Raw genomic sequence first — 24,726 nt, 5'->3', positions numbered from 1 at the left:
CGATTGCAGTGATAGCGCAATATATCGAACTCTACGTTCAGTTTTATTGAACAAGGCGACAAAGTGTGTGTTGTGGTAATCTACTGGCAATTCACGCAAAAGACTTTTCCGGCAGTGCTCTGCCATGATGATGACGCCATGCAAAATACAAAACCCTCAGTCACCTCGTTATCTTCCCGTTTAGATGGGCTTATGCTGCGCGACAGACAGCGCTTCGCCCGCCGCATCCACGGCGCGAAGAAGGTGAAAAATCCTGAATCCCAGCAGGCCGTGTTCGACTCGCTGGCCCAGGAGATTGACGCCGCAGCCGGTAAAGTCCTGCTGCGCGAAGCCGCTCGCCCAAAAATCACCTATCCGGAAAATCTGCCGGTTAGCCAGAAGAAACAGGACATTCTGGAAGCCATCCGCGACCATCAGGTGGTGATCGTCGCAGGCGAAACCGGCTCCGGCAAAACCACGCAGCTGCCGAAAATCTGCATGGAGCTGGGGCGCGGCGTGAAAGGGCTGATTGGCCACACGCAGCCGCGCCGCCTGGCCGCGCGCACGGTGGCTAACCGTATCGCCGAAGAGCTGCAAACCGAACCGGGCGGCTGCGTGGGCTATAAGGTGCGTTTTACCGATCACGTCGGCGAAAACACCCTGGTCAAGCTGATGACCGACGGCATCCTGCTGGCGGAAATCCAGCAGGATCGCCTGCTGATGCAGTACGACACCATCATCATCGATGAAGCGCACGAGCGCAGTCTGAATATCGATTTCCTGCTCGGCTACCTGCGCGAGCTGCTGCCGCGTCGTCCGGATCTGAAAATCATTATTACCTCCGCGACCATCGACCCGGAGCGCTTCTCGCGCCATTTCAACAACGCGCCGATTATTGAAGTCTCCGGCCGTACCTATCCGGTGGAAGTGCGCTATCGCCCGATTGTGGAAGACGCCGACGATACCGACCGCGACCAGCTGCAGGCGATTTTTGACGCCGTGGACGAGCTTGGCCGCGAAAGCGCGGGCGACATTCTGATATTTATGAGCGGCGAGCGCGAAATTCGCGACACCGCCGACGCGCTCAACAGGCTGAACCTGCCGCACACTGAAGTCCTTCCTTTATATGCGCGCCTGTCGAACAGCGAGCAAAACCGCGTGTTCCAATCCCACGCCGGGCGGCGCATCGTGCTGGCGACCAACGTGGCGGAAACCTCGCTGACCGTGCCGGGCATCAAATACGTTATCGATCCGGGCACCGCGCGCATCAGCCGCTACAGCTACCGCACCAAGGTGCAGCGCCTGCCGATCGAGCCGGTTTCCCAGGCCTCCGCCAACCAGCGTAAGGGCCGCTGCGGGCGCGTGTCCGAAGGGATCTGTATTCGCCTTTATTCCGAGGACGATTTCCTGTCGCGCCCGGAGTTTACCGACCCGGAAATTCTGCGCACCAACCTTGCGTCCGTCATCCTGCAAATGACCGCGCTGGGCCTGGGCGATATCGCCGCGTTCCCGTTTGTCGAAGCGCCGGACAAGCGCAACATTCAGGACGGCGTGCGCCTGCTTGAAGAGCTGGGCGCGATAACCAGCGACGCCGACCATAGCGTTTACACGCTCACGCCGTCAGGCCGCCAGCTTTCGCAGCTGCCGGTTGACCCGCGCCTTGCCCGCATGGTGCTGGAAGCGCAGAAGTTCGGCTGCGTGCGCGAAGTGATGATTATTACCTCCGCATTGTCCATTCAGGACCCGCGCGAGCGCCCGATGGACAAACAGCAGGCGTCCGACGAAAAGCACTGCCGCTTCCACGACAAAGAGTCCGACTTCCTGGCCTACGTCAATCTGTGGAACTACCTCGGCGAGCAGCAAAAAGCGCTGTCGTCTAACCAGTTCCGCCGCCAGTGCAAAACGGATTACCTCAACTATCTGCGCGTGCGCGAGTGGCAGGATATCTACACCCAGCTGCGTCAGGTGGTGAAGGAGCTTGGCCTGCCGATCAACAGCGAGCCGTCGGACTTCCGCTCCGTGCACTGTGCGCTGCTCACCGGCCTGCTGTCCCATATCGGCCAGAAAGACGCCGACAAGCAGGAATACACCGGCGCGCGCAACGCTCGTTTCTCCATCTTCCCCGGATCAGGCCTCTTCAAGAAGCCGCCGAAGTGGACGATGGTCGCCGAACTTGTGGAAACCAGCCGCCTGTGGGGGCGCATCGCCGCGCGCATCGACCCGGAATGGGTTGAGCCGCTGGCGCAGCACCTGATTAAACGTTCCTGGAGCGAGCCGCACTGGGAAAAAGCCCAGGGCGCGGTGATGGCAACGGAAAAGGTCACGCTTTACGGCCTGCCGATCGTTGCGGCGCGCAGCGTCAACTACAGCCAGATTGACCCGGCGCTGAGCCGCGAGCTGTTTATTCGTCACGCGCTGGTTGAGGGCGACTGGCAGACGCGCCACGCCTTCTTCCGCGAAAATCTGCGTCTGCGCAATGAGGTGGAAGAGCTGGAGCATAAATCCCGCCGCCGCGACATTCTGGTGGACGACGAGACGCTGTTCGAGTTTTACGACCAGCGCATCGCTCATGACGTCGTGTCCGCCCGCCATTTCGACAGCTGGTGGAAGAAGGTCAGCAAAGAAACGCCGGACCTGCTCAACTTTGAAAAGAGCATGCTGATCAAAGAGGGCGCGGAGCAGGTCAACAAGCTCGACTACCCGAATTTCTGGCACCAGGGCAACCTCAAGCTGCGTCTGACCTATCAGTTCGAGCCGGGGGCGGATGCGGACGGCGTGACCGTGCATATTCCGCTGCCGCTGCTGAACCAAATCGATGAGGCCGGGTTTGAATGGCAGATTCCGGGCGTGCGCCGCGAGCTGGTTATCGCGCTGATTAAATCTCTGCCGAAGCCGGTCAGGCGCAACTTTGTGCCCGCGCCGAACTACGCCGAGGCGTTTTTAGGGCGCGCAACGCCGCTTGAACTGCCGCTGCTGGAAAGCCTGGAACGCGAATTCCGCCGCATGTCCGGCGTCACCATTGACCGGGAGGACTGGCACTGGGATCAGGTGCCCGATCACCTGAAAATGACCTTCCGCGTGGTGGACGAGCACAACAAAAAGCTCAAAGAGGGCAAAGATCTCACCGCGCTGAAGGGCGGGCTGAAGGACAAAGTTCAGCAGACGCTTTCCGCAGTGGCCGACGACGGCATCGAACAGAGCGGGCTGCACATCTGGAGCTTCGGCAAGCTGCCGGAAAGCTACGAGCAAAAGCGCGGCAGCTACCGCATGAAGGCGTACCCGGCGCTGGTGGATGAGAAAGACAGCGTGGCTATCCGGCTGTTCGACAACGCGCTGGAACAGCAGCAGGCCATGTGGCGCGGCCTGCGCCGCCTGCTGCTGCTGAACATTCCGTCGCCGATAAAATATCTGCACGAGAAGCTGCCGAACAAGGCCAAGCTGGGGCTGTACTTTAACCCGTACGGCAAGGTGCTGGATCTGATCGACGACTGCATTTCCTGCGGCGTGGATAAGCTCATCGCGCAGGCCGGTGGCCCGGTGTGGACGGAAGAGGGCTTTGCCGTGCTGCATGAGAAGGTGCGCGCAGAGCTGAACGAAACCGTGGTGGAAATTGCGAAGCAGGTCGAACAAATCCTTACCGCCGTGTTCAACATCAACAAGCGGCTGAAGGGCCGCGTGGACATGACGATGGCGCTGGGCCTGTCGGACGTGAAGGCCCAGATGAACGGCCTGGTCTATCGCGGCTTTGTGACCGGCAACGGCTATAGGCGCCTGGGCGACACGCTGCGCTACCTGCAGGCCATCGAAAAACGGCTGGAGAAAATGTCCGTCGACCCGCACCGCGACCGCGCGCAGATGCTGAAGGTTGAGCATGTGCAGCAGGTGTGGCAGCAGTGGCTTAACAAGCTACCGCGTGAGCGCCGCGAAGACGACGACGTGCAGGAGATCCGCTGGATGATCGAAGAGCTGCGCGTCAGCTTCTTCGCCCAGCAGCTTGGCACGCCTTATCCGATTTCCGATAAGCGTATTTTGCAGGCGATGGAGCAGATTGTCGCCTGATCTGCGATCGTGGTTCCCCCTCACCCTAACCCTCTCCCTCAAGGGAGAGGGGATCGGCCTGGTTTTCTCCCTCCAGTGAGTGGGATGAACTTTGTTTCTCCCTCTCCAGGGGGAGAGGGCCGGGGTGAGGGCGACCCGCTGTTCAACCTTTCCTTAATCCCTACCCAATACCATACTCCATGAGCGGTCAAACTCTGACCGCTCAACCACGGAGTGCGTTCATGAAGCGTCTAGCCAATAAAGTTGCCATTATCACCGGGGCCAGCTCCGGAATCGGTTATGCCACCGCGAAGCTGTTTGCGGAGGAAGGGGCGAAGGTGGTCGTCGGGGCGAGGCGCGAGGACGAGCTTTCCCGTCTTGTCGATGAAATCAAAGCGGCGGGGGGCGAGGCGGTGGCGCTCACCGGCGACGTCAGCGATGAAGCCTACGCCAAAGCGCTGGTGGTAAAAGCAGTGGAAACCTGGGGCAGGCTCGATATCGCCTTCAACAACGCGGGCACGCTCGGCGAGCCGGGGCCGAGCACCGAGGTGTCTGCCGAAGGGTTTGCCAACGCGCTGGCGGTAAACCTGACCGGCGCATTTCTGGGCGCGAAGCACCAGATTGCCGAAATGCTCAAACACGGCGGCGGATCGGTGATTTTTACCTCCACCTTCATCGGCTACAGCTTTGCCTTCCCCGGCACCGCCTCCTACGCCGCAAGCAAAGCGGGGCTGATTGGCCTGACGCAGGCGCTTGCCGCCGAATATGGCCCGCAGAATATCCGCGTGAACTCCGTGCTGCCCGGCGCGGTGGATACCGACATGTACCGCGATATGAATGACACCCCGGAATCCCAGTCGTTTATCGCCGGCCTGCATGCCCTGAAGCGCGTTGCGCGGCCCGAAGAGTTGGCCCGAGCCGTGCTGTGGCTGGCGTCGGACGAATCGTCGTTCGTCACCGGCACGGCGTCGTTGGTGGACGGCGGCGCGTCGATCACCGGCGTGTGAAAGGCTATTCGGTGGATGGCGCTGCGCTTATCCACCCTACGTTCAATGCCATTCGCGATCGCATCTGGAATTCGGTGGATGGCGCTGACGCTTATCCACCCTACGTTCGATGGGATTGGCGATCGCATCTGGAATTCGGTGGATGGCGCTGCGCTTATCCACCCTACGTTCGATGGGATTGGCGATCGCATCTGAAATTCGGTGGATGGCGCTGCGCTTATCCACCCTACGTTCAATGGGATTCGCGATCGCGTCTGGAATTCGGTGGATGGCGCTGACGCTTATCCACCCTACGTTCAATGGGATCCGCGATCGCGTCTGGAATTCGGTGGATGGCGCTGCGCTTATCCACCCTACGTTCAATCGGTTACCGGACAAAGTAGGTCGGGTAAGCGCAGCGCCACCCGACACAATCCACCCGACAGAATCCTCGGCCCGCAATCCACGGGCCACAATCCTACTGCATCCCGCCCCAGCCGCCGCCAAGCGATCGATAAAGATCGATCTGCGCCAGCAGCAGGTTATTTTTCACCTGCACCACGCTTAGCTGCGTGGAGAACAGCGTGCGCTGGGCGTCCAGCTCGTCAAGATACGACGAATAGCCGTTGCGGTAGCGGTTTTGCGCGATGCGTAACGTCTCTTCGGCCACCTGTTCCTGCGCCTGTAGCTCTACGAGCTGCTCCTTCAGCCGCTGGATGGCGTCGAGGCTGTCGTTCACCTCTTTGAAGGCGTTGCGCACGGTTTTTTCGTAGGCGTACAGCGCCTGATTGCGCTGCGACATGGCGACGTCAACCTGGGCGTTGAGCGCCTCGCGGTTGAGCAAGGGGGCGAGGATGCTGCCGCCGATGCTCCACAGCCTGAGGGGGTTGTCGATAAGCTGTGAAAGGGTGCTGTCCTGCAGGCTGCCCGTCGCCACCAGGTTAATCGACGGCAGAAGCTGCGCGCGGGACGAGGCAAGCGTGGCATCCGCCGCCGCCAGCTGGCGTTCCGCCTGCACGATATCCGGACGGCGGTTTAACAGCGTGGAGGGCAGCTGTGCGGGCAGGGCAAGCGGCGTCAGCTGGTCAAATTCGCCGCCGCGCGCCACGGCACCGGGATTTTTGCCGATCAGCACGCTGAGGGCGTTTTCCTGCTGGGTGATTTGATGCTGTAGCTGGGGGATCTGCGCGCGGGTTGAGCGGTATTCGGAATCCGACTGCATCAGCTCCAGCCGCGAGCTGTAGCCCGCCTCATACTGGCGCTTTGCGAGCCTGTACGCATTTTCCCGCGAGGTCAGCGTGTCCTGCGTGACCTTAAGCTGCTCGTCCAGCGAAAGCAGGGTGACGTAACCCGACGCGACGGAAGACGCCACCGTGAGGTTCGCCGCCGCTGCCGCCGCTTTTTGCGCCTCAAGGCTTGCCCGCGCCGCCTCGGTTGCGCTGCTGTACTGGCCCCATAAATCGACGTCATAGCTGGCGGTAAGGCTGCCTTTATAAAGATCGCCGTGAACCGGCTGACCCGTTGCGGCCGACTGCGAGCGGCTGCGGCTGCCGTTCAGCCCGGCATCAAGCGTTGGCAGCTGCCCGCCCACGGCCGCCTGCACCCGCGCCTGATATTCGTTCACGCGCTCCCGGGCGGTCAGCACGTCGCCGTTGTAGCGCAGCGCTTCGTCTACGTAGCCGTTAAGCGCGGAGTCGTGAAAGTTGCGCCACCAGAAGCCTTCCGCCGCTGACGACGGGCCAACCTGGCTGCGCCATTGGACGGGGATTTCAAGCGTCGGCTTCGCCTGCGGAACCTGCGCCGAATGGCAGCCCGCCAGCAGCAGCGCCGCGGCAAGACAGGTGAGTTTTAGCGGACTCATTGGTTTTGCTCCCGCGTGTCGATATGCACCTGCACCGACATTCCCGGACGCAGCCGCCTGCGCTTATCCGCCTCGCCGAGCACTTCGATGCGTACCGGAATGCGCTGGGCGATCTTCACGAAGTTGCCGGTGGCGTTGTCCGGCGAAATAGCGCTGAACTCCACGCCCGTCGCGGGGGAAATGCTCTCTACGCGGCCGCTGAATTTTTCATTAGCCAGCGCGTCCACCGTGAAGGTGACCGGCTGTCCGACCTTCATATCGGCAAGCTGCGTTTCCTTCACGTTGGCGATAACCCAGTTATCCGGCGGCACCAGCGTGGTTAGCCGCGTTCCCGCGCTCACGTAAGCCCCGAGGCGCACGGCCATTTGCCCCAGCTGGCCGTCGCGCGGGGCGGTGATCCGCGTGTTTTGCAGGTCGATTTCCGCAAGCTCGAGCGCCGCCCTGGCGTTTTCAACGTCGGCCTCCAGCGACCCGCGATTGACGATAACGGTTTGCAGATCCTGGCGCGACATTTCAAGCTGGGCGGCGGCCTGTTCGACATCCGCGTTGCCCTGGGCGGCGCTTGCCCGGGCGGCATCGCGCTCGCGCACCGAAAGGGAACCGTCAGAGGTCAGGTCTTCCACGCGCTTTAAATCAAGCTGGGATTTCTTGCCCTGCGCCTGGGCGTTCTTAAGCGCGGCCTCGTTTTTCTTGATCACCGCCTCGGCGCTGCGCCGCTGCTGCCGGTTGTTGGCGAGTGCGGCCTGCTTCATGGCGACCTGCGCCTCGGCCTGATGCACGCGCTGCCTGTAGATGCGGTCGTCGATGGTCATCAGCACGTCGCCGGCGTTGACATACTCAAAATCCTGCACGTTTACCGCCGTGATGTAGCCGTTGACCTGCGGGCTGATAAAGGTCGTCAGGCCGCGCACGTAGGCGTTTTCCGTCGATTCGGTATGGCGCGTGAAGGGCGGCAGCTGCCAGGCGTAGAGGATCACCAGCACGCCCACGATGCCGATGGCGGCGGCGCTAAAAATCGACACTACGCGCAGGTTTTTCTGCTCCGGGCTTTGCGCCGGAGTCGTTCCTTGTTCACTCATTGCTGCTCCTGGGTCTTTTTCAATTGCTTTCTGGCCGCCAGCTTCACGCGCATCAGGCGCCAGAGGATCCACAGCAGGGTGCTGGTGGCAATGGCGGCGGTCAGTAAATAGGTATCGTTATAGGCCAGCACGTTGGCTTCGCTGGTGGCGACGCTCTGTAGCTGCAGCAGCGCCTGGGTGTTCAGCAGGGTGCCGTCGTTAAGCTGGCTGCTGAACATCTGCGAATACTGGTTCACGCGCTCGTTTACCAGCGGATTGAGCAGCGTCAACTGGTCGGCCAGCAGGCTGGAATGGTACTTCTCGCGCCACGTCTGGAAGGTGCCGAGAATCGCCGAGCCTAGCAGGCCGCCGAGGTTCTGGCTCATGCCAAACAGCACCGAAAAGCTCACCAGGTTGCGCGGTTCGGCAATCACGCCGCCGATTGCCGCAAGCATCGCCGGGGCGAGGAAGAACGCGCTGCTAAACCCGAGCAGGAACTGGCTGAACATCAGCTGCGCCGGGCGGGTAAGGTTGTTGGACTGGCTGTCCATCAGCGAGGCGATAATCATCAGCACCAGCGAAATCACTATCGGGCGGGCGAGCTTTTTAATGTCGATGGTCAGACAGCTGGCGGCGATGCCGCAGACAATGCCTGCCAGTATCGACCAGGCCAGATTGGTCATCTGCTCGTTTTGCAGGCCGATAAGCTGGAAGTAGCCGATGACGCCGCTGTTCTGCTCCGCCAGCACGATGCGGATCAGCACCATGATGAGCCCGAGCCGCACGATGCTGCCGCTGGACAGCCAGCGCGTATTGAGCAGCGGGTTGCTGCGGTTGTGCTCGAAGGTGATGGCGGTGACGATTAGCACCAGGGCGGCGGCGAGCGACCAGCCGATCCACGGCGCTTCAAACCACCAGTCGATGCGACCGAGGGACAGCACGCCGCACAGCAGGGCGATGCCGGGAGCGAGCAGGATAAAGGTCAAAAAATCTTTCTTCTCAAAGACTTTCTTACGGTCGCTCGGCGGCAGCTTCAGCGCCAGCACGCAGGCCAGCGACACCAGCGCCAGGCCAAGCTCGAAGTAATAAAGCCCGCGCCATTCGTTAAGCTCCAGCAGTTCGGAGGAAAACAGCCGCGCCATGGGGATCGCCAGCGTTGAGCCGGTAATACCGATCGTCAGCGCCTTCAGGCGATGTTTGGCGGGCCACGCCTGGATTTGATAGTAAATTCCGAGCGAGCTAAGCGCCGCGCTGACCATGCCGTGGGCCGCGCGCACCATCATCGCCGAGTTGAGATCGTTGACGAACAGGTGGAAGAAGGTGACCAGCACGTAGAGCACCAGGAAGCCTTCGGTGAACGCCCGCAGCCCGTACTGCTGGCGGAACTTGACCAGCAGCAGGTTAATCGAGGCGTTGGTCATCACGTAGACCGCCGGAAGCCAGGCAATCTCGTTCGACCAGGCGGCAAAGGTGCCCTGTAGATTGTTGAGGTTCGCCGTCACCAGCGCGTTGCCGAGCGCCCCGGTCAGGCAGACCAGCAGGCCAACGATACCGTAGGCGATGCGCTTTGGCGTCGGGTGAATCGGTGTTGAAGGGGAGCCGAGCAGCGCCGGTTTCTCGTGCGGCTGCCACTCCCTTGGCTTGTACGGATCGCTTTGCGGCAGGCGCATTATTTAGCCTCGCAGGCCATGAGCAGACGGTTTAACACGTGCACCACAAGATCTCATTAGCAGTCGTTAATTAGTCGGCTAACGAGTTTAAAGCGCCAGCAATCCATAGCACAAGTGAATATGAAAACGGATCGTTAATATTTGGAATTATAGGTGTTGAGGGGATGAATGTCGTTTGGATAGCAAATCGCCGTCAAACAGATCCCCCGCGCCCGTGGTTTATCAGCTGAGCTGATAATGCCGGTTCGGCAGCATTTTCTCCGGCAGCTCCGCTTCGCCGTTCATGTCGCGCAGGTCACGTTCGATGGTGTTGCAGATGGCGTCCAGCGGCAGGTCGTTATCCTCGGTGCCGAATGGGTCTTCCAGTTCTTCGGCCAGGCTGTCCAGCGAAATAAAGGTGTAGGAGATAAACACCGACAGGAACGGCGTCATGTAGTGCAGATCCTGCACCAGCGCGAAGGGCAGCATGATGCAGAACAGATACACCGTACGGTGCAGGATCAGCGAATAGGCGAAGGGCAGCGGGGTGCTGATGATGCGTTCGCAGCCGCCCGCGACGGCGGAATGTTCGTTGAGATGGTTATCCAGGCTGCGCCACAGCACGTCGGAAATCGTACCGTTGACGCGCTGGCGCGACAGCCAGTTTCCCATCAGCAGCAGGATGCGGTTGCACGGCGCGTGGCTTGCGGCAACCCAGGCCAGTTCGTCTTCGCGCAGCCACGGGCGCAGGGCGTTCTCGACCGGCTGTTTGCGTAGCGTCAGGCGCAGGCAGTTGCAGAAGGCAACCTGCAAATTGACGAAGTAGTTAATCTCATGGCTGTTTGCCGCAGGCAGGCTTTTCACCTCGCGCAGCAGCGAGCGCGCGGTGATCGCAAGCTGGCCCCAGAGCAGGCGCGCCTCGTTGAAACGGGCGTAGCACACGCTGTTGCGAAAGCCGAGGAAGATAGCGATGGCGACGCCCAGAATGCTGAACGGGGCCATGGTGAGCTTAATGCCCAGCGCTTCGTACCACGGCAGGAAGAAAATCACGCTGACGGAGAGGGCCAGGTTTAGCAGCAGCCGGGAGTAAATTTTCTCGAGAACCGAGCCGTGCCAGACGAAAAGACGTTTAAACCAGTGCTTGTGCGGACGAACAATCATAGTGAGGAAGCTCAAAAACAGGACGTCATATTTAACGGCAGAGTGTGACGCAGATCAATATTTAAATTTACATGGTTTTAACAACATGAATTATTTTCACGGCCCATGAATTTTCCTCGTTTGCCGGACTCGCGACGGCGTGTCATTCTCATTTCAACAAATGGACGTCCAGACGTCTAAAAATTCAAATAATGAACTATCACTCTGCTAAACCAGTTAGCGGGGTCATCAGGAGAATCACATGCCGCACAACACGCCAGCACGCAATCACGCCCCGTTCCGCGCCGATATCGTCGGGAGCTTCCTGCGCCCGGACGCCATAAAAGAAGCGCGTCAAAAATTTGCCGCCGGGGACATCACCGCCGAGCAGCTGCGTAAAGTAGAGGACGAGGCTATTCGCGCTTCGGTTGAGCAGCAGTGCGCCTGCGGCCTGCACGTAGTGACCGACGGTGAGTTCCGCCGCGCCTGGTGGCACTTCGATTTCTTCGACGGCCTGCAGGGCGTGGAGCGCTATGAATCCGCGCAGGGCATCCAGTTCAACGGCGTGCAGACCAAGGCACACAGCGTGCGCGTGGTGGGCAAGCTTGGTTTTGGCGACCATCCGATGCTGGAGGATTTCCGCTATCTGAAAAGCATCAGCGGCAGCGCGGTGCCGAAAATGACCATCCCAAGCCCGAGCGTGCTGCATTTTCGCGGCGGCCGTAACGCCATCGACAGCACGGTTTACCCGGACCTGAACGACTATTTCGACGACCTGGCAACCACCTGGCGCGATGCAATTCAGGCTTTCTATGCCGCAGGCTGCCGCTACCTGCAGCTCGATGACACCGTGTGGGCGTACCTGTGTTCCGACGCGCAACGCAAAGAGATCCGCGAGCGCGGCGACGATCCTGACGAGTTAGCGAAAATCTACGCCCGCGTGCTGAACAAGGCGCTGGAAGGCAAGCCGGAAGACCTGACCATCGGCCTGCACGTTTGTCGCGGCAATTTCCGCTCGACGTGGATTTCCGAAGGCGGCTACGAGCCGGTAGCCGAAGTGCTGTTCGGCAGCGTGAACGTCGACGCATTCTTCCTGGAATACGACAACGACCGCTCCGGCGATTTCGCCCCGCTGCGCTTTGTGCGCCCCGGCAAACAGCAGGTTGTGCTGGGGCTTATCACCACTAAAAACGGCGAGCTGGAAAACCCGCAGCAGATTCAGGCGCGCATTCAGGAAGCGGCGAAGTTTGTTGATATCAGCCAGATTTGCCTCAGCCCACAGTGCGGCTTTGCCTCAACGGAAGAGGGCAACAGCCTGACGCCCGCCCAGCAGTGGGACAAGGTGCGGCTGGTGACGGAGATTGCGCAGAAGGTTTGGTAGAAAAGGGGCAGTTGAAATTGTCGGGTGGCGCTGCGCTTACCCGACCTACAAAACTGGAGTTCAGAACCATTTTCTTCTCCTCCAGGACAAGGAGCAAAGAACGTCCCCTCTCCTGGGGGAGAGGGTTAGGGTGAGGGCGTCCCCCACTGACAGCAGACCTCGTCAGTGTTGTAGGGTGGATAAGCGCGAGCGCCATCCACCGCTACACGGTTACTCCATGTCCAGACGCGCGTTCAACGCCGCCATCTCCTTTCGCCACTCCTGCTGCAACGCCGGTTTTTGATGCTTAGCCTTGCGCGCCAGATCCGCCGCCAGCCAGTTTTCCAACTCGACCAGGCGTTCAAGAAGCGCGTCCGCTTCGTGCGTCACCGCCTCCGGCCTTGGCGCCGCGCGCTGCACCGGCTGAACGCCATTTTCCTCGGCGGTGAGCAGCGCGTACAGCGGCTCCAGATCGTGCCATTCGCTCAGCTCGCCGTTATCAACCAGCCAGAAGCGGTTGCAGCTTTTGGCGATAAGGGACCGATCGTGAGTGACCAGCAGCACGCCGCCTTCAAAGGTTTGCAGCGTTTCGGCCAGCGCCTCTTTGCCTTCCATATCCAGATGGTTGGTCGGCTCGTCGAGCATCAGCAGCGAATAGCGGGCAAGCGTCAGGCCAACGAACAGCAGGCGCGAACGCTCGCCGCCGCTTAACGTGCTCACCGTTTGCTGGTGGCGCAGCCACGGGAACCCGGCGCTTATTAGCGCCATTTTCCTGTCCTGCTCGGTCAGCGGCGCAAAGGGTTCCAGCGCCGCCAGCAGCGTGTCGCTATCGCGCAGCTGGTGCAGCGTCTGGTCGTAATAGCCCATTTCCGCACGCGGGTGAAGGCGCACGGCGTCGATGCGTTCCGGCTGCTGATATTGCTGCCACAGCAGGCGCAGCAGCGATGACTTGCCGCAGCCGTTGCGGCCGATAATCGCCACCCGGTCGCCGCTTTTCACGCGCTGTAGCGGCAGGCGGAAGAGCGGCGCGGCGTCGGGCGCGGGGGCAACGTGCAGGTTTTCCATCTCCAGCAGACGGTCGGCCTGAAGCCGTTCGCCGCGCAAAATCAGCTGCCATTGGTGCCCGGCGCTAAGCTCGGTTTGCTCGTCCTTTAGCTTATCGACGCGCTTTTCCATCTGCTTGGCCTTGCGCGCCAGATCCTCGTTGTCGTACACCCGGCCCCAAATCGCCAGCCGTTTGGCGCTGGCGGCGATGCGGTCGATCTCTTTTTGCTCCGCCTGATGCCGGTGGGCGTCCGTGCGGTCGCGTTCGTCCAGCGCCGCGCGCGCCTGCGTGCAGGGGAGCTGGAAGAAGCTCAGCGTGCGGTCGCGCAAAATCCACGTGCCGTTGGTGACGTTGTCCAGCAGGTGCTGGTCGTGGGACACCAGCACGAAGCTGCCGTTCCAGCCGCGCAGGAACTGCTCAAGCCAGAGAAGCGTCGGCAGGTCGAGGTGGTTGCTTGGCTCATCGAGCAGCAGCAGATCCGGCTCGGCAATCAGCGCTCGCGCCAGCAGCAGGCGGGTGTGCTGCCCGCCGCTAAGCGTGCCCGCCGTGAGGTGCCAGTCCGCCTCGCTAAAGCCCATGCCGGCGAGCAGCGCTTCGGCCCGCCAGCTTTCGGCGTGGCGCATCGACTCGTCAACGCGCGCCAGCACCGCGTCGAGCATGGTCAGCGGGTGGAGCGTTTCCGGCAGATGCTGCTCAACGCGGGCCATCAGGCAGTGGTGCGCGCGGGTTACGCTACCGCCGTTCGGCGAAATCGTGCCGTCGAGCAGTTTCAGCAGGGTACTTTTTCCACAGCCGTTATGGCCGATCAAGCCCAGGCGGTCGCCTTTTTTGAGCGTAAAGGTGATGTCGGCCAGCAGCGGGCCAAAAGGGGTATCGAGGCTAAGAGATTGGGCGGTTAATAAGGTAGTCATAGTGCTTACTCAAGAGTTACGGGCGCAGAACGCCTTCGTCTATAAAACTGACGACAACTCAGTAAGCCTGAGGGAAGGGATAGTTTTGGTGATCTTCGCTCAAGCCGAAGTTATCGCAGCACGATATCGATAACGCTTGAGCTATGACGATCGCCAAAAGTATGCGAACGGTTAAAGCGTTCACAAGACATCATGGGGATCCTCCTTATATTCTTTAAGTTGATGAGTGAACGAATTGTAAACACAAACCGCACGCTTTACCACCTGCCAAAAATCGTCAAAGCGTTGAGTTGTAAAACGCTACTATCAATATGCCCAACTCTGTCCTACTTTTAGCGGGATCGATTTGAACCTAAAGGGAAGACGATGAATAAGAAAGCGACAATAGTAATAACTTGCCTGGTTGCGCTGGGCGTGGCGCTGGGATTGGGGATTTACGCCGGGAAAAAGAACGCTGAACCCGAGAAGCCGGTGGCGCAGCGCGGCAATGCGATGCTCGATGAAGTGAATACCAATACCACCGGCTACAAAAACCAGCTCTCCGAGCTTGATACCGCGCTGGCAAAAATTCAGCGTGACGCCTTCACCGCCGGGCAGCAGGAAGTGTGCGATAAAACACAGCCTGAAGCCGCGCTTCAAAAAGCGAATAACTTTTATACCAGCATCGGCCTTAGCCCCGAGCAGTTTGCGCCGGGCACGGAGTTAGGCAATGAAATTGACGCCCTAAAGAAGGTGGTGGTTTACAACTGCTACCACGGTGCGGCGGATAGAACCAACGGCGGCTACGCGGCTGAGATGAAGGACAAAGTCCTCGTGCTTAACGACGCGAAGGCCAAAGCGGACACCCCGCGCGAGAAGGCGGGCGTGATGGGAATGGGCCTGGCTATAGACGCCTATGACGCCGGGTTTAACGCGCGGTAAGACCTTCTAAATTCGCCGGGCGTGCAGGTGGCCTGGCGTTTGAAAAATTTTATGAAGTTGGTGGGTTCGTCGAACCCAAGCCGTTCCGCAACCAGCGCGACGGGCAGCGTCGAACTGACAAGCAGCCGTCTGGCCTCCAGCGCTACCCGCGCGGCAATAATGTTCTTCGCCGTTACGCCCGTAACTTCAACCGCAGCGCGGTTTAAGCTCTTCTCCGAACAGCCCAGGCGGCGCGCATATAGGGCTACCAGGTGCCAGCAGGCATAATTTTCCTCAAGCAGATCCTTAAAAGCGTTATAACGCTGTGCCGTTATCGAGGCGAGGGCAGCGGCTTCCTCGCTCGGCCCGTAGAGCAGCGAAAGCCGCAGCAGCAGCGCGCTAAACTGGTGTAGCAGCAACATATTTACCGACTCTCTACCGCCCGGCGCCGTCGCGTCCTCTTTCATCTGCCCGATTGTCGCCTCTACGGCGATCCGATCGCGCTCGTTCAAAATAAGGTGTACGGGTATTTTTTGGGTAAGCTCTTTGATCTTCCAGTTAAAGCGCTGCGAGCCATAGCCGCTTATTTCGGGGCGACACATCAGTATCCAGCCATCCCAATCGCTCTCATTTCCGTAGGCGTGGACCTGCCCCGGAGAGAGCGCGATCAGCGAGCCGGCGCTGGCGCTCACCGGCTTGAAATCCACCCACTGGGTGCATTGCCCTTTACTCATGAACAGCAGCATGCCAAAGGCGTACTGCCGCGGAAGCCGCATCCGCTGCGGCCCAACCCGCTGCCTCAGGCTCGCAACGGAGAATATTTCTATGTCCAGCATATCGCCGCCTGCGGGCCGGTAATCGAGGTTGGGCACGTGTGCTTGTCCGTTTTGTATCATTTTAAAGCCCTTAATTACCGTTTAATACGCCTGTCGGCGGCATATAATTACCCTTACAGAATAAATGACGCTGTCGGTAGCAGGCAAGCTGGCATGCCTTAAGGGGGTCCGCTTGGAAAACGGAAAATATCCTACGCTAAGACTATTTTTTGTGCGGATATCAACAGTATTCATCTCATAAACGTTTAGTTGAACCACTGATCCCAGTAGGGAGGAGTTCCAAATTCTTTCACAAAAAAGCTGGAAACTTCTCGGACCTTCCTTGATCTCAGACGATTTTCTGGCGAGAGGATCTGTATAAAGGATTCCTGAACCGTGGCGGACATCTGCCATTCCGGCATTATGCTGACAAGATGATTCCCAGTAAAACTTTCAGGCAGAAACATCCAGGTAGGTAACAGCACAATACCTCGTGAGGCCAGAGCAGCGGAGACCAGGCTTTCTGAATTGTTGCTTCTCAGCGTTCCTGATACATCATATTGCTTCAATTCCTGCTCTGGATTGCGACGAAAGAACCATCTTTGTGTTCCCCTGACACCCCGATAAAGCAGGCAGTTATGCCTTAGCAAATCGGCTGGACGAGTGGGTACACCGTATCTGGCGAGATAAGAGGGACTGGCGGCCAGAATATAGCGTTGAGCTGCGATGACTTTTCCAATAAGTCCTGAATCTGTCAGAGGACCAACCCGAATAGTGATATCTGCGCCTTCCCGTACCGGATCTATATAGTTATCAGTTAGCGTCAGCTCAACGGACAGATCAGGATACCGCTCCTGTAATTTATTAAGCACACCGGCAACATGCAGTCGGCCCAGGGCTTCCGGGGCATTTATACTGAATTGACCGTGGATCTTTTCATCCGTGAGGGCAAGTTCACCTACAGCACTATCGAGCAGCTCAAGTGCTTCATTCGCCTGTAATCTGAAACGTGCCCCTTCCTCCGTGAGTCTGATAGCTCGTGTACTTCGGTAGAACAACTGATGGCCGAGATCCTTTTCCAGGGCAGATATATAGCGTGATACGGAAGACGCTGGTGTGTTGAATATCCTTGCAGTTTCAAGAAAACTGCCGGTTTCCGCTGCTTTTAAAAAGTAGCGTAAGCCTTTCAGGTCCATTATCTCCTCCACTAAATGTCATATAGGTCAACTCTCAAACTATGAATGCAATTATAGCAATAGTGATATGCAATATCATGGCATTGTTACTAATAATGCAACCTTCTAAACTTGCTGACAGCGACCATGACCACCTTATATGAGGTGCATTGATCTTAACCTCTGGCATATGGACACAATATGAAAACGTTATTTGAACCGTTTAATCTTGCGGGGGCGGCTTTACACAACCGCATCGTAATGGCACCAATGACACGCGCCCGCGCAGCCAATGACGTTGCGGATGAACAGACCGCACTGTACTACGCACAACGTGCGACTGCCGGTCTGATTGTCAGTGAAGGTACGCCCATTTCCCGCCAGGGTCAGGGGTATCTGTTCAATCCGGGCATTTTTACCGAGGCTCAGATCGCAGGCTGGCGTCTGACGACAGATTCCGTTCACGCTGTTGGTGGTAAAATTTTTGCTCAGCTCTGGCATGTCGGTCGCGTTTCTCACCCCTCTATCCAGGTCGATAATGCACAGCCAGTAAGTGCCAGCTCAAAAGCTGCGAAAGGTGCCACGGCGTTCGGATATGATCAGAATGGCAAACCTGGCCCGGTTCCTGCCTCAACACCACGTCAGCTATCAACCGACGAAGTAGAGGACATCATCAGACAGTTTGCGAGAGCCGCAGAGAATGCAATTAAAGCGGGCTTTGATGGTGTGGAAATCCATGGCGCTAATGGTTATCTTCATGAACAGTTCCTTAATCCCTGGGTTAATGACCGTACTGATCGATATTCAGCCGACCCCCTGGAAAATCGCCTGCGTTTTACTATCGAAGTCATTGATGCCATATCGAATGCTGTTGGTGCAGAACGCACCGCTATTCGTCTTTCACCCTATGGTCAGCTTTTTGATATGCCACTGTATGATGAGATCGATGAAACTTATACAGCGCTTGTCAAAGCTATCGGCCAACGAAAGCTCGCCTATGTGCACATTATGAATCAGACTGGATTTAAACGTATAGATAACGGTTCTGAGCAAAGCAACCCTGACAATTTCTTTGCACTGCTGGAAACGTTCAAACGTTTCTTACCAGATACTGCGCTGATACTGGCAGGAGGCATGACACGGAATATTGCAGAAGATATGGTGAATAAAAATATCATTGATCTTGCTGCGTTCGGTGTTCCTTATATAAGTAATCCGGATCTTGTCGCCAGATTAAAAAACAACTGGCCTATCGCTGATGCAGATCGGGATACTTTTTACGGACAGTATGCGACAGGTTATATAGATTACCCTCCTTATCATGATTTGTAAGACATATAAGTTAAGTCAGTCTTAATGAAACTCCTCACCACGTCAGTGCTGGTGAGGAGCTTTATGCACCAAATTAAATTTTTTCCAATAAAAAACAGGCTCCATAATATCGCTATGCAAAATAACAGATTGCTACTTCTGGCTCTGTCCCTGGCCGTTTTGGGGGTCATTACAACAGAGCTGGGAATAATTGGTTTACTCCCTGAACTTGTGAAGACGTTGCATGTAACTCCCACACAGGTCGGTTTTCTGGTCAGCATTTATGCCATTGTTGTGGCTATTTCTGGTCCATTCATTACACTTTTGCTTTCAGGATTTGACAAGAAAAAAGTCCTGATCTCTATACTGGCTGTATTTGTATTTTCTAATTTAATGTATGCAGTGACAGATGCATTAAATCTCATGATTGTATTCAGAATTATTCCGGCACTGTTCCACGCTGTTTTCTTTGCTGTCGCCCTGGTAACAGCAACCAGTTCGGTTCCCAAAGAGAAAAGTGCTGGCGCGGCAGCGAAAGTCTTCGCCGGAGTTGCAATAGGCCTAGTAATAGGTGTTCCTCTTAGTACCCTGATTGCAGAAAACCTCAGCCTTAGCGCTGCTTTTCTGTTCTCAGCAGTGGCGTGTTTTTTAGCACTGACAGGCATTCTTTTTTACGTGCCATCGATGCCGACGACTGACCGTCTTTCTTTTTCAAGCCAGTTAAGTATCTTACGAAGCAAGGCGGTCTGGCTTGCCATCATGATGGTGACGTTTGTTTTTTCTGCCATGTTTTCAAGCTTCAGCTATATAGCTGATTATCTGTCTGCTATTACCCACCTGAATAATAATTGTATCAGCGCCATGCTGATGGTATTTGGTGTATGTGGACTTGTCGGTAATTTTATCTTCAGTGGGCTTTTACAGAATAATACAGTTAGAACAACATTGCTGTATCCATTATTTTATATCCTGATTTTTCTCATCGTATGGGAGTATGGCCATTCCGCCATGCTCATGTGCGGACTGATTGTTATATGGGGTGCTTTTCATTCCTCTGGATTGCTGATTAGCCAGACGTGGTTAATGCGTGAAGCAAGTCGAGCTCCGGAATTTGCCAACAGCCTGTATATCTCTTTTTCTAACTTAGGGATAACTATCGGTTCGCTGACAGGCGGATGGTTTATCTCCCGCTTTGGAACGCACTCTCTTGTACTGAGTAGTATCATTTTTGCCGTGCTGGCATTCTTGTTTATCGTCGCGGGTAGAAAATCCAGTATGACGGTGTAAACCGATAATTCTTTAGCAGTCGCAATAATGACTATCATGTTTTCGCAATATTTTCGTTCTTATTATTGAAAGTGAGGCTTTATGGTTTCTTCATCAGAAGCAAAAGCAACCCCGTCGATATGGCTTTTCTTTTGTCTCGCCGTCTGCTCAGGATTAGGCGTTGCCAATGTCTATTACCTTCAACCGGGTCTTTCCCTGATCCAGAATGAGTTTGGTGTCAGCTCGGATATAGCAGGATGGCTCGCTGCCGCAACCCAGATTTGTTATGGGCTGGGCATGTTACTTCTGGCACCTCTGGGTGATATTCTTCCCCGACGAAAGCTCGTTATGGTGAAAGCAATACTCCTTCTCGCAGCGCTGTTCATGGCCGGAAGTGCACATTCGTTCATGCTGTTGGTGATCGCAAGTATGATGGTCGGATTACTGGGTAGCATTGGACAGGATTTTATCCCGATTGCCGCACAACTGGCCCCCGGCAATAAACGCGGTCATCTGGTGGGAATAGTAACGACCGGTCTTCTAACGGGTATCTTGCTGTCCCGAACACTGGGCGGGTGGATTTCTCAGCTCCTCGGCTGGCGTGAAATGCAGTACCTGGCATCGTTTTTAATGCTCATTGTTCTGGTTATTGTCAGATTTACGATCCCCGAGCAAAGGCCTACAGGCGAGCACCAGAAATACACTCGCCTGATGTCCAGCTTATGGACTCTGTGGCGAACACACCGTGTTCTACGGATTTCCGTTATGACGCAGGCATGCCTTGCTGCAACGTTGGGGGCTTTCTGGTCTTGTCTGGCTTTCGTACTCTCTGCCGAACCCTTTCACCTTGGACCAGCTGTTGCAGGAAGCTTTGGTATCGCCGGAGCGGCGGGGGCATTAGCAGCTCCGGTATTTGGTAAATACACTGACAGAAAGGGGCCACTTCCTGTGATTCGTTTCGGCTGTATTCTGGTCATTTTATCATTTGTGGGGTTGCTGGCTCTGCCACCCAGCATCGGGGTATTGATTGTTGGAGCAGTGTTGTTTGATCTGGGCGCACAAGCCGGACTTGTGTCACATCAGATCATTGTGTCTGGTATTGGGCAAGATTCACGGAGCAGAACAAACGGCCTGTTAATGACGGGTGCCATGACAGGTATGGCTCTGGGAGCAGTAGCAGGAAGTCTTCTCTGGTCGCACGCTGGCAGCACCGGATTATTTGGCTTTGCGGCGGTGGCCGGCCTGCTTGCTTTGGGAATTTCATTCAGGCATTCCCGAATGAAGCCACCACTGACCGCTTAGTCATTTTCCCAATAACAACCCTGACTGGCAGGTGTTTCAGGGGGATACACCAAGCAGTGAAAGAATATACTTTCGCAGCCCTTCCGACATTGTGGATATAATTTTATATTGATTTGGTCAAGAGATATAAGATTTTTAAACAGATCAATTCACCGGATAAGTATCATTATCCGATGATGTATTTGCCGCTTTTATCCTGAGAATGGTTTGCCGGGTTGTGTTAAATTCACGGGCCACAGCGCTGACACTGCTTCCCGCATTGAGACGTTTCATCGCATTACGTTTTTGATCTTCACTCAGCGCTGACGGACGACCTAGACGTTTACCTGCTGCTTTTGCCCTTGCAATACCTGAGTGCGTACGCTCAAGCAGCAGGTCTCTCTCAAATTCCGCTACAGCTGAAATCACCTGCATGGTCATCCTTCCGGCTGCGCTTGTCAGATCAACACCTCCGAGTGCCAGGCAATGAACAGAAATGTCTGCCGTTGCCAGTTGCTCAACTGTTTTCCTTATATCCATGGCATTACGCCCAAGGCGGTCCAGCTTGGTCACAATCATCACATCTCCATTTTCCATGCGATCAAGCAGCCGGATAAATCCAGGGCGTTCGCTGGCAGCAACCGAACCACTGATATGCTCCTCAATAAGTCGCTGGGATTTGATGGCAAAACCCGCCGCTTCAATTTCACGGCGCTGGTTTTCTGTGGTCTGTTCCAGAGTGGAGACCCGACAATAGGCAAAAACTCGTGACATAGGAAACTTTCCGTACGAAATAGATGTCCGAATTACTGCGTCGACGCGTACAGGCAGGGCTGAATAAAGGTGAGGCCCGCAATGCGCTTGCACGAGCGATCTTTATGCACCGGTTGGGTGAGATCAGAGATCGGGGGCTGGAGAAACAGAGCTACCGGGCCAGTGGGCTGACGTTGCTGACTGCGGCGATCCCCCTGTGGAATACGGTATATATAGAAAGAGCTATAGATTCCCTGAGACGAAAAGGGATCCCGATTAATGAGCAACTGATTTCTCATTTGTCCCCGCTGGGATGGGAGCCATCAATCTGAGTGGGGATTACGTCTGGCGGACAAACCTTAAGCTGGGGCAGGGTAAATACCGTTCATTACGCTCAGTGGATAGTGGTCTGTACAAAAAACAGGCTTAGCGTAGGATATTTTCCGTTTTCCAAGCGGACCCCATCCCTTACGGCTAGGGGTTTCCGCTCAATGGAACGAAATCACCCGCTAAGCTTGAAAAGCTTAACGTAGGATAATTCCCGAATTCCAAGCGGACCCCTTAAATCTTGTCCAGATTTGGCTTGATTTGATGGCTGACGTTGATAGACCGTTGCTTGATAGTAACTTCGAGCAAATTTCTCGGGTGTTTTATTCATCTTATGGAGAATATTTGTTACGCATGTCAACACTCTAGTTTTAAGAAAAATTTTTAATGAGTCCCCTTTCAACTATTACATCTGGTAGCGGGCATAAATATTATTGGTCTGAAATTTTTGAGCAAAATCTTATCTGATAAGATTAATCGTAAGAATGCTGGTACTTATCCGAAATTTTTTTCATCTTTATCAGTAACTCATTATGAGCTAATGAACATTAACAAACATCGTCCGTTCATATAAGATAATCATCCGGGAGTGACATCATTATTAAATGATTGTGGCTATAAAGAGTTATCAGAAAATGTATGGAAAAAAATATGGCTTCAGGTTGGGTAAATGGAGAGTTTCGGGTTGAAGTTATAGGTGGTTCGGATAAACCAGGAGGTTCCTCCGGGACAGGAGGTAATGCCGGCAATGGTGGTACAATCCCCGGAGCTAATACGAGTCTGTATCCTTCGACGCTAGGCTTTCCCCCAGTCAATGATGCTGCCTGGTTTAACAGGGTACCTAAATGGGATACCGTAAACTTAGGCGCTGGAAAATCAGCTAAAGGCGTTCCCTCCACAATCTATATTGTGCGAGTTGAGAATTACGTATACCGGGTATTTATCGACGCCTCCGGGAAAGCTGTTCAGGTTGATTACGTCAACTGGGTAAGGGACCAGGAAAACCGGGCAACTGATCATATGCAGCAGACCCCCTTTCGAACGAGGGAGAATAAAGCGATATCCCTGGCCGTTGATGTCAACAGCGTTGTAGGTCAGGTGGCTGATTTCTATAAGGAAATAACAGCAAAATACAGCGACAAACTTTCTAAGCAGGCTCAGGAGCTTGCAGAGAAGGCAAAAGGTAAACGTATCCGCAGCGCCAGTGATGCAATCAGAGCATTTGATAAGTACAAGGATGGCGTGAACGCGAAATTCAATGCTCAGGACAGGGCTGCGATTGCGCGTGCCCTGGATTCCGTTAACCGGGATGCTATGGCCCGCAGTCTGGCTACCTACAGCAAAGGTTTCGGTATTGTCAGCTACGCCATTAATGGTCTGGATCTGCTGGAGGAATTCAATAAATCGGTCAAGAGCGGAAACTGGGGGCCTTTCCTTGTGAAGGCTGAAACCATTGCAGCGGGTATGGTGGCCTCCGAACTGGTTGCCTTCACTTTTGCCGCTATGACAGCAACATCCATCGGCATTGTAGGATTTGGAATATTGATGATGTTAGTAGCTGCGCTAATAGATGAGGAAATGGTCGGGAAGCTGAACAGTACCGTGCTTGAATTAATGAAATGAGTCACCGTGGGTGCTCAGTGCAAGAAACGCTGAGCATCCTTTAGCGGAAAAATATTTTATTTCCGGATGAGATATATCAGACCTAATGGTATAGCCAACACCAGACATAAAAAACCCACCCACCGGTTCCAGTGCGGAAGCGCAAGCAAATTTTTTTGCATCTCCCTTACCAATGAAATCGCAAACGGGAACAGCAGCGAGCTCAGAGCTGCGTAAGAAAAGTAGTAAATATTTGCCTTAAGGAAATCCTTACCTCCCAGTAATGCAAGAAAGTAGATAAGGCTGAAGAATATGAGCGCATACAGTAAATTTTTCAGGTAAGAATTATGGTCCACGAAGTCACTCCTGTATCAGTTGAGCCATTTATATCAGACAGGATTATAAATATGAATGTTTTACCTTAATAAACTGTTGGAGTGAAAACGTGACACGCCTGTGTTAAGGACAAAATGGGGCAGGAATACGGGGATCAGAAAGAGGCGCGGCGGTTGGCACATCGGGTGCGCCACCTGCCAGAATCCTGATCCGGAAGGTGGAGTATGTGTGAAAGCGAAAGAGGCTTTCCCAGCCTGGTGAGCCCGTCGGAGCCTATAGGGATTAACCGGCGACCGTTAATCTTCAGGCTGTATTTCCCTGATGCTCTGCAAATCAAGACGGTTTGCACTCCAGACGCCGCTTCCGACTGCAGCGCCGGTGGATTTTCTGAAGCGCAGACCTCATTCACTGACCCACCAGGTGCCGGTTTCCCGCAGCCTGACCACGCGGGGCCGGTAGCATTCTTTAATGATCCCCACATGCGTCATTGGCTGCCGGTTTTTCTGTTCAGTGACGTGAGTGGCCTTACGTGGCTGACCACCGCGCTTAACGTGCGTGACGTAAGCGCTGCGGTAGATTTCTACACGGGCGCAATGGGGATGGTGGCGCTTGCCGAGATTGAGGGCGGCGAAGGGGAGCTGCTTTTTGCGCGCATGCGCTACCGTGGCACCAACTTTACGCTAAACAAAGAAGGCTGGGACTCAGGCCTAGTCAGCCCGCAAACGTCAGGGGCCGTGACGCCCTTTATTTTCTATATGTATGTCGATGACGTTCAAACGCTGGCCGGCGATATGACGCGGGCTGGCGCAAAGATGTTGAGTGAACCCAGCGAAATGTTCTGGGGGGATCTAAAAGCGCGGCTGGAAGATCCCTTTGGTTTTATCTGGGATATTGCGCAAAAGCTGTAGCCGATACGACGGCCCGGGCGCTCAT

17 protein-coding genes and 1 pseudogene are annotated in these 24,726 nt (G+C 55.6%); 10 read left to right on the top strand and 8 right to left on the bottom strand.

Annotated features, from left to right (window positions below):
* The first annotated feature begins 138 nt into the window (after positions 1-138).
* Both hrpA and ACSPHG_RS12585 read left to right on the top strand, forming a co-directional pair.
* On the top strand, positions 139-4,038 hold the full coding sequence (hrpA, locus tag ACSPHG_RS12590; RefSeq protein WP_435953840.1) for an ATP-dependent RNA helicase HrpA: 3,900 nt from the start codon (positions 139-141) through the stop codon (positions 4,036-4,038).
* 221 nt (positions 4,039-4,259) lie between these two features.
* Positions 4,260-5,024, top strand: a complete 765-nt coding sequence (locus tag ACSPHG_RS12585; protein ID WP_435953839.1) for an SDR family oxidoreductase — start codon at positions 4,260-4,262, stop codon at positions 5,022-5,024.
* A gap of 457 nt (positions 5,025-5,481) precedes the next feature.
* Here the strand turns inward: ACSPHG_RS12585 and ACSPHG_RS12580 are convergent, their stop codons facing one another.
* The 4 genes from ACSPHG_RS12580 to ACSPHG_RS12565 all read right to left on the bottom strand — a co-directional run bounded on the left by ACSPHG_RS12580 (position 5,482) and on the right by ACSPHG_RS12565 (position 10,732).
* Positions 5,482-6,864 carry an efflux transporter outer membrane subunit gene (locus tag ACSPHG_RS12580; protein WP_435953838.1) on the bottom strand — a complete coding sequence of 461 codons (1,383 nt, stop codon included), beginning with the start codon at positions 6,862-6,864 and terminating at the stop codon, positions 5,482-5,484.
* Entirely contained in the window at positions 6,861-7,943 is a 1,083-nt protein-coding gene (locus ACSPHG_RS12575; protein WP_435953836.1) for an HlyD family secretion protein, read from the bottom strand. Before ACSPHG_RS12575 ends, ACSPHG_RS12580 begins: the two co-directional genes overlap by 4 nt.
* Positions 7,940-9,592, bottom strand: coding sequence for an MFS transporter (locus ACSPHG_RS12570; RefSeq protein WP_435953835.1), 1,653 nt, complete (start codon positions 9,590-9,592; stop codon positions 7,940-7,942). Before ACSPHG_RS12570 ends, ACSPHG_RS12575 begins: the two co-directional genes overlap by 4 nt.
* Before the next feature lie 222 nt (positions 9,593-9,814).
* Positions 9,815-10,732 carry a bestrophin family protein gene (locus ACSPHG_RS12565; protein ID WP_435953834.1) on the bottom strand — a complete coding sequence of 306 codons (918 nt, stop codon included), beginning with the start codon at positions 10,730-10,732 and terminating at the stop codon, positions 9,815-9,817.
* A gap of 241 nt (positions 10,733-10,973) precedes the next feature.
* Between ACSPHG_RS12565 and ACSPHG_RS12560 the strand changes: the two genes are divergently transcribed.
* Positions 10,974-12,092 (top strand): cobalamin-independent methionine synthase II family protein, encoded by a 1,119-nt coding sequence (locus tag ACSPHG_RS12560; protein WP_435953832.1) that lies wholly within the window; start codon positions 10,974-10,976, stop codon positions 12,090-12,092.
* Positions 12,093-12,302: 210 nt separating this feature from the next.
* Here ACSPHG_RS12560 and ACSPHG_RS12555 read toward each other — a convergent pair whose 3' ends face one another.
* Positions 12,303-14,027, bottom strand: a complete 1,725-nt coding sequence (locus ACSPHG_RS12555; protein ID WP_435953831.1) for an ABC-F family ATP-binding cassette domain-containing protein — start codon at positions 14,025-14,027, stop codon at positions 12,303-12,305.
* Positions 14,028-14,393: 366 nt separating this feature from the next.
* Between ACSPHG_RS12555 and ACSPHG_RS12550 the strand changes: the two genes are divergently transcribed.
* Positions 14,394-14,948, top strand: a complete 555-nt coding sequence (locus tag ACSPHG_RS12550) for a hypothetical protein (protein ID WP_435953829.1) — start codon at positions 14,394-14,396, stop codon at positions 14,946-14,948.
* On the opposite strand, the gene ACSPHG_RS12545 is transcribed toward ACSPHG_RS12550, so the two are convergent.
* Positions 14,921-15,823 (bottom strand): AraC family transcriptional regulator, encoded by a 903-nt coding sequence (locus ACSPHG_RS12545; RefSeq protein ID WP_435953828.1) that lies wholly within the window; start codon positions 15,821-15,823, stop codon positions 14,921-14,923. The genes ACSPHG_RS12550 and ACSPHG_RS12545 overlap by 28 nt on opposite strands.
* 185 nt (positions 15,824-16,008) lie before the next feature.
* Complete coding sequence (locus tag ACSPHG_RS12540; protein WP_435953827.1) at positions 16,009-16,938, bottom strand: LysR family transcriptional regulator; 930 nt, start codon at positions 16,936-16,938, stop codon at positions 16,009-16,011.
* 180 nt (positions 16,939-17,118) lie between these two features.
* Between ACSPHG_RS12540 and ACSPHG_RS12535 the strand changes: the two genes are divergently transcribed.
* From ACSPHG_RS12535 to ACSPHG_RS12525, 3 genes are all read left to right on the top strand, one after another.
* Positions 17,119-18,249, top strand: coding sequence for an alkene reductase (locus ACSPHG_RS12535; RefSeq protein ID WP_435953826.1), 1,131 nt, complete (start codon positions 17,119-17,121; stop codon positions 18,247-18,249).
* A 63-nt stretch (positions 18,250-18,312) separates the two neighbouring features.
* Complete coding sequence (locus ACSPHG_RS12530; RefSeq protein ID WP_435953825.1) at positions 18,313-19,515, top strand: MFS transporter; 1,203 nt, start codon at positions 18,313-18,315, stop codon at positions 19,513-19,515.
* 81 nt (positions 19,516-19,596) lie between these two features.
* Positions 19,597-20,796 carry an MFS transporter gene (locus ACSPHG_RS12525; protein ID WP_435953824.1) on the top strand — a complete coding sequence of 400 codons (1,200 nt, stop codon included), beginning with the start codon at positions 19,597-19,599 and terminating at the stop codon, positions 20,794-20,796.
* A gap of 144 nt (positions 20,797-20,940) precedes the next feature.
* Here ACSPHG_RS12525 and ACSPHG_RS12520 read toward each other — a convergent pair whose 3' ends face one another.
* A complete protein-coding gene (locus tag ACSPHG_RS12520; RefSeq protein WP_435953823.1) occupies positions 20,941-21,549 on the bottom strand; it encodes a recombinase family protein in 609 nt (202 codons plus the stop codon).
* Positions 21,550-21,584: 35 nt separating this feature from the next.
* On the opposite strand from ACSPHG_RS12520, the pseudogene ACSPHG_RS12515 reads away from it, so the two are divergent.
* From ACSPHG_RS12515 to ACSPHG_RS12505, 3 genes and pseudogenes are all read left to right on the top strand, one after another.
* Positions 21,585-21,958: pseudogene (locus tag ACSPHG_RS12515) on the top strand (Tn3 family transposase); the annotation flags it as partial.
* A 536-nt stretch (positions 21,959-22,494) separates the two neighbouring features.
* A complete protein-coding gene (locus ACSPHG_RS12510) occupies positions 22,495-23,478 on the top strand; it encodes a colicin-like pore-forming protein (protein ID WP_435953822.1) in 984 nt (327 codons plus the stop codon).
* A 794-nt stretch (positions 23,479-24,272) separates the two neighbouring features.
* A complete protein-coding gene (locus tag ACSPHG_RS12505; RefSeq protein ID WP_435953821.1) occupies positions 24,273-24,701 on the top strand; it encodes a VOC family protein in 429 nt (142 codons plus the stop codon).
* Positions 24,702-24,726: the final 25 nt, after the last annotated feature.

The organism is Dryocola baronae (genome assembly GCF_051297175.1).
Taxonomy (GTDB): Bacteria; Pseudomonadota; Gammaproteobacteria; order Enterobacterales; family Enterobacteriaceae; genus Dryocola.
The sequence above is the reverse complement of the archived record's forward strand: the minus strand, read 5'-3'. Positions and strand labels throughout refer to the sequence as shown.

What these genes read in the sequence shown, in the direction of transcription:
- ACSPHG_RS12510 (WP_435953822.1), top strand. Translation starts at nt 22,495, where the DNA reads ATGGAAAAAAATATGGCTTCAGGTTGGGTAAATGGAGAGTTTCGGGTT.
- ACSPHG_RS12565 (WP_435953834.1), bottom strand. Translation starts at nt 10,732, where the DNA reads ATGATTGTTCGTCCGCACAAGCACTGGTTTAAACGTCTTTTCGTCTGG.
- ACSPHG_RS12545 (WP_435953828.1), bottom strand. Translation starts at nt 15,823, where the DNA reads ATGATACAAAACGGACAAGCACACGTGCCCAACCTCGATTACCGGCCC.
- ACSPHG_RS12535 (WP_435953826.1), top strand. Translation starts at nt 17,119, where the DNA reads ATGAAAACGTTATTTGAACCGTTTAATCTTGCGGGGGCGGCTTTACAC.
- ACSPHG_RS12550 (WP_435953829.1), top strand. Translation starts at nt 14,394, where the DNA reads ATGAATAAGAAAGCGACAATAGTAATAACTTGCCTGGTTGCGCTGGGC.
- ACSPHG_RS12570 (WP_435953835.1), bottom strand. Translation starts at nt 9,592, where the DNA reads ATGCGCCTGCCGCAAAGCGATCCGTACAAGCCAAGGGAGTGGCAGCCG.
- ACSPHG_RS12580 (WP_435953838.1), bottom strand. Translation starts at nt 6,864, where the DNA reads ATGAGTCCGCTAAAACTCACCTGTCTTGCCGCGGCGCTGCTGCTGGCG.
- ACSPHG_RS12505 (WP_435953821.1), top strand. Translation starts at nt 24,273, where the DNA reads ATGCGTCATTGGCTGCCGGTTTTTCTGTTCAGTGACGTGAGTGGCCTT.
- ACSPHG_RS12575 (WP_435953836.1), bottom strand. Translation starts at nt 7,943, where the DNA reads ATGAGTGAACAAGGAACGACTCCGGCGCAAAGCCCGGAGCAGAAAAAC.
- ACSPHG_RS12530 (WP_435953825.1), top strand. Translation starts at nt 18,313, where the DNA reads ATGCACCAAATTAAATTTTTTCCAATAAAAAACAGGCTCCATAATATC.
- ACSPHG_RS12585 (WP_435953839.1), top strand. Translation starts at nt 4,260, where the DNA reads ATGAAGCGTCTAGCCAATAAAGTTGCCATTATCACCGGGGCCAGCTCC.
- ACSPHG_RS12525 (WP_435953824.1), top strand. Translation starts at nt 19,597, where the DNA reads ATGGTTTCTTCATCAGAAGCAAAAGCAACCCCGTCGATATGGCTTTTC.
- ACSPHG_RS12520 (WP_435953823.1), bottom strand. Translation starts at nt 21,549, where the DNA reads ATGTCACGAGTTTTTGCCTATTGTCGGGTCTCCACTCTGGAACAGACC.
- ACSPHG_RS12555 (WP_435953831.1), bottom strand. Translation starts at nt 14,027, where the DNA reads ATGACTACCTTATTAACCGCCCAATCTCTTAGCCTCGATACCCCTTTT.
- ACSPHG_RS12560 (WP_435953832.1), top strand. Translation starts at nt 10,974, where the DNA reads ATGCCGCACAACACGCCAGCACGCAATCACGCCCCGTTCCGCGCCGAT.
- hrpA (WP_435953840.1), top strand. Translation starts at nt 139, where the DNA reads ATGCAAAATACAAAACCCTCAGTCACCTCGTTATCTTCCCGTTTAGAT.
- ACSPHG_RS12540 (WP_435953827.1), bottom strand. Translation starts at nt 16,938, where the DNA reads ATGGACCTGAAAGGCTTACGCTACTTTTTAAAAGCAGCGGAAACCGGC.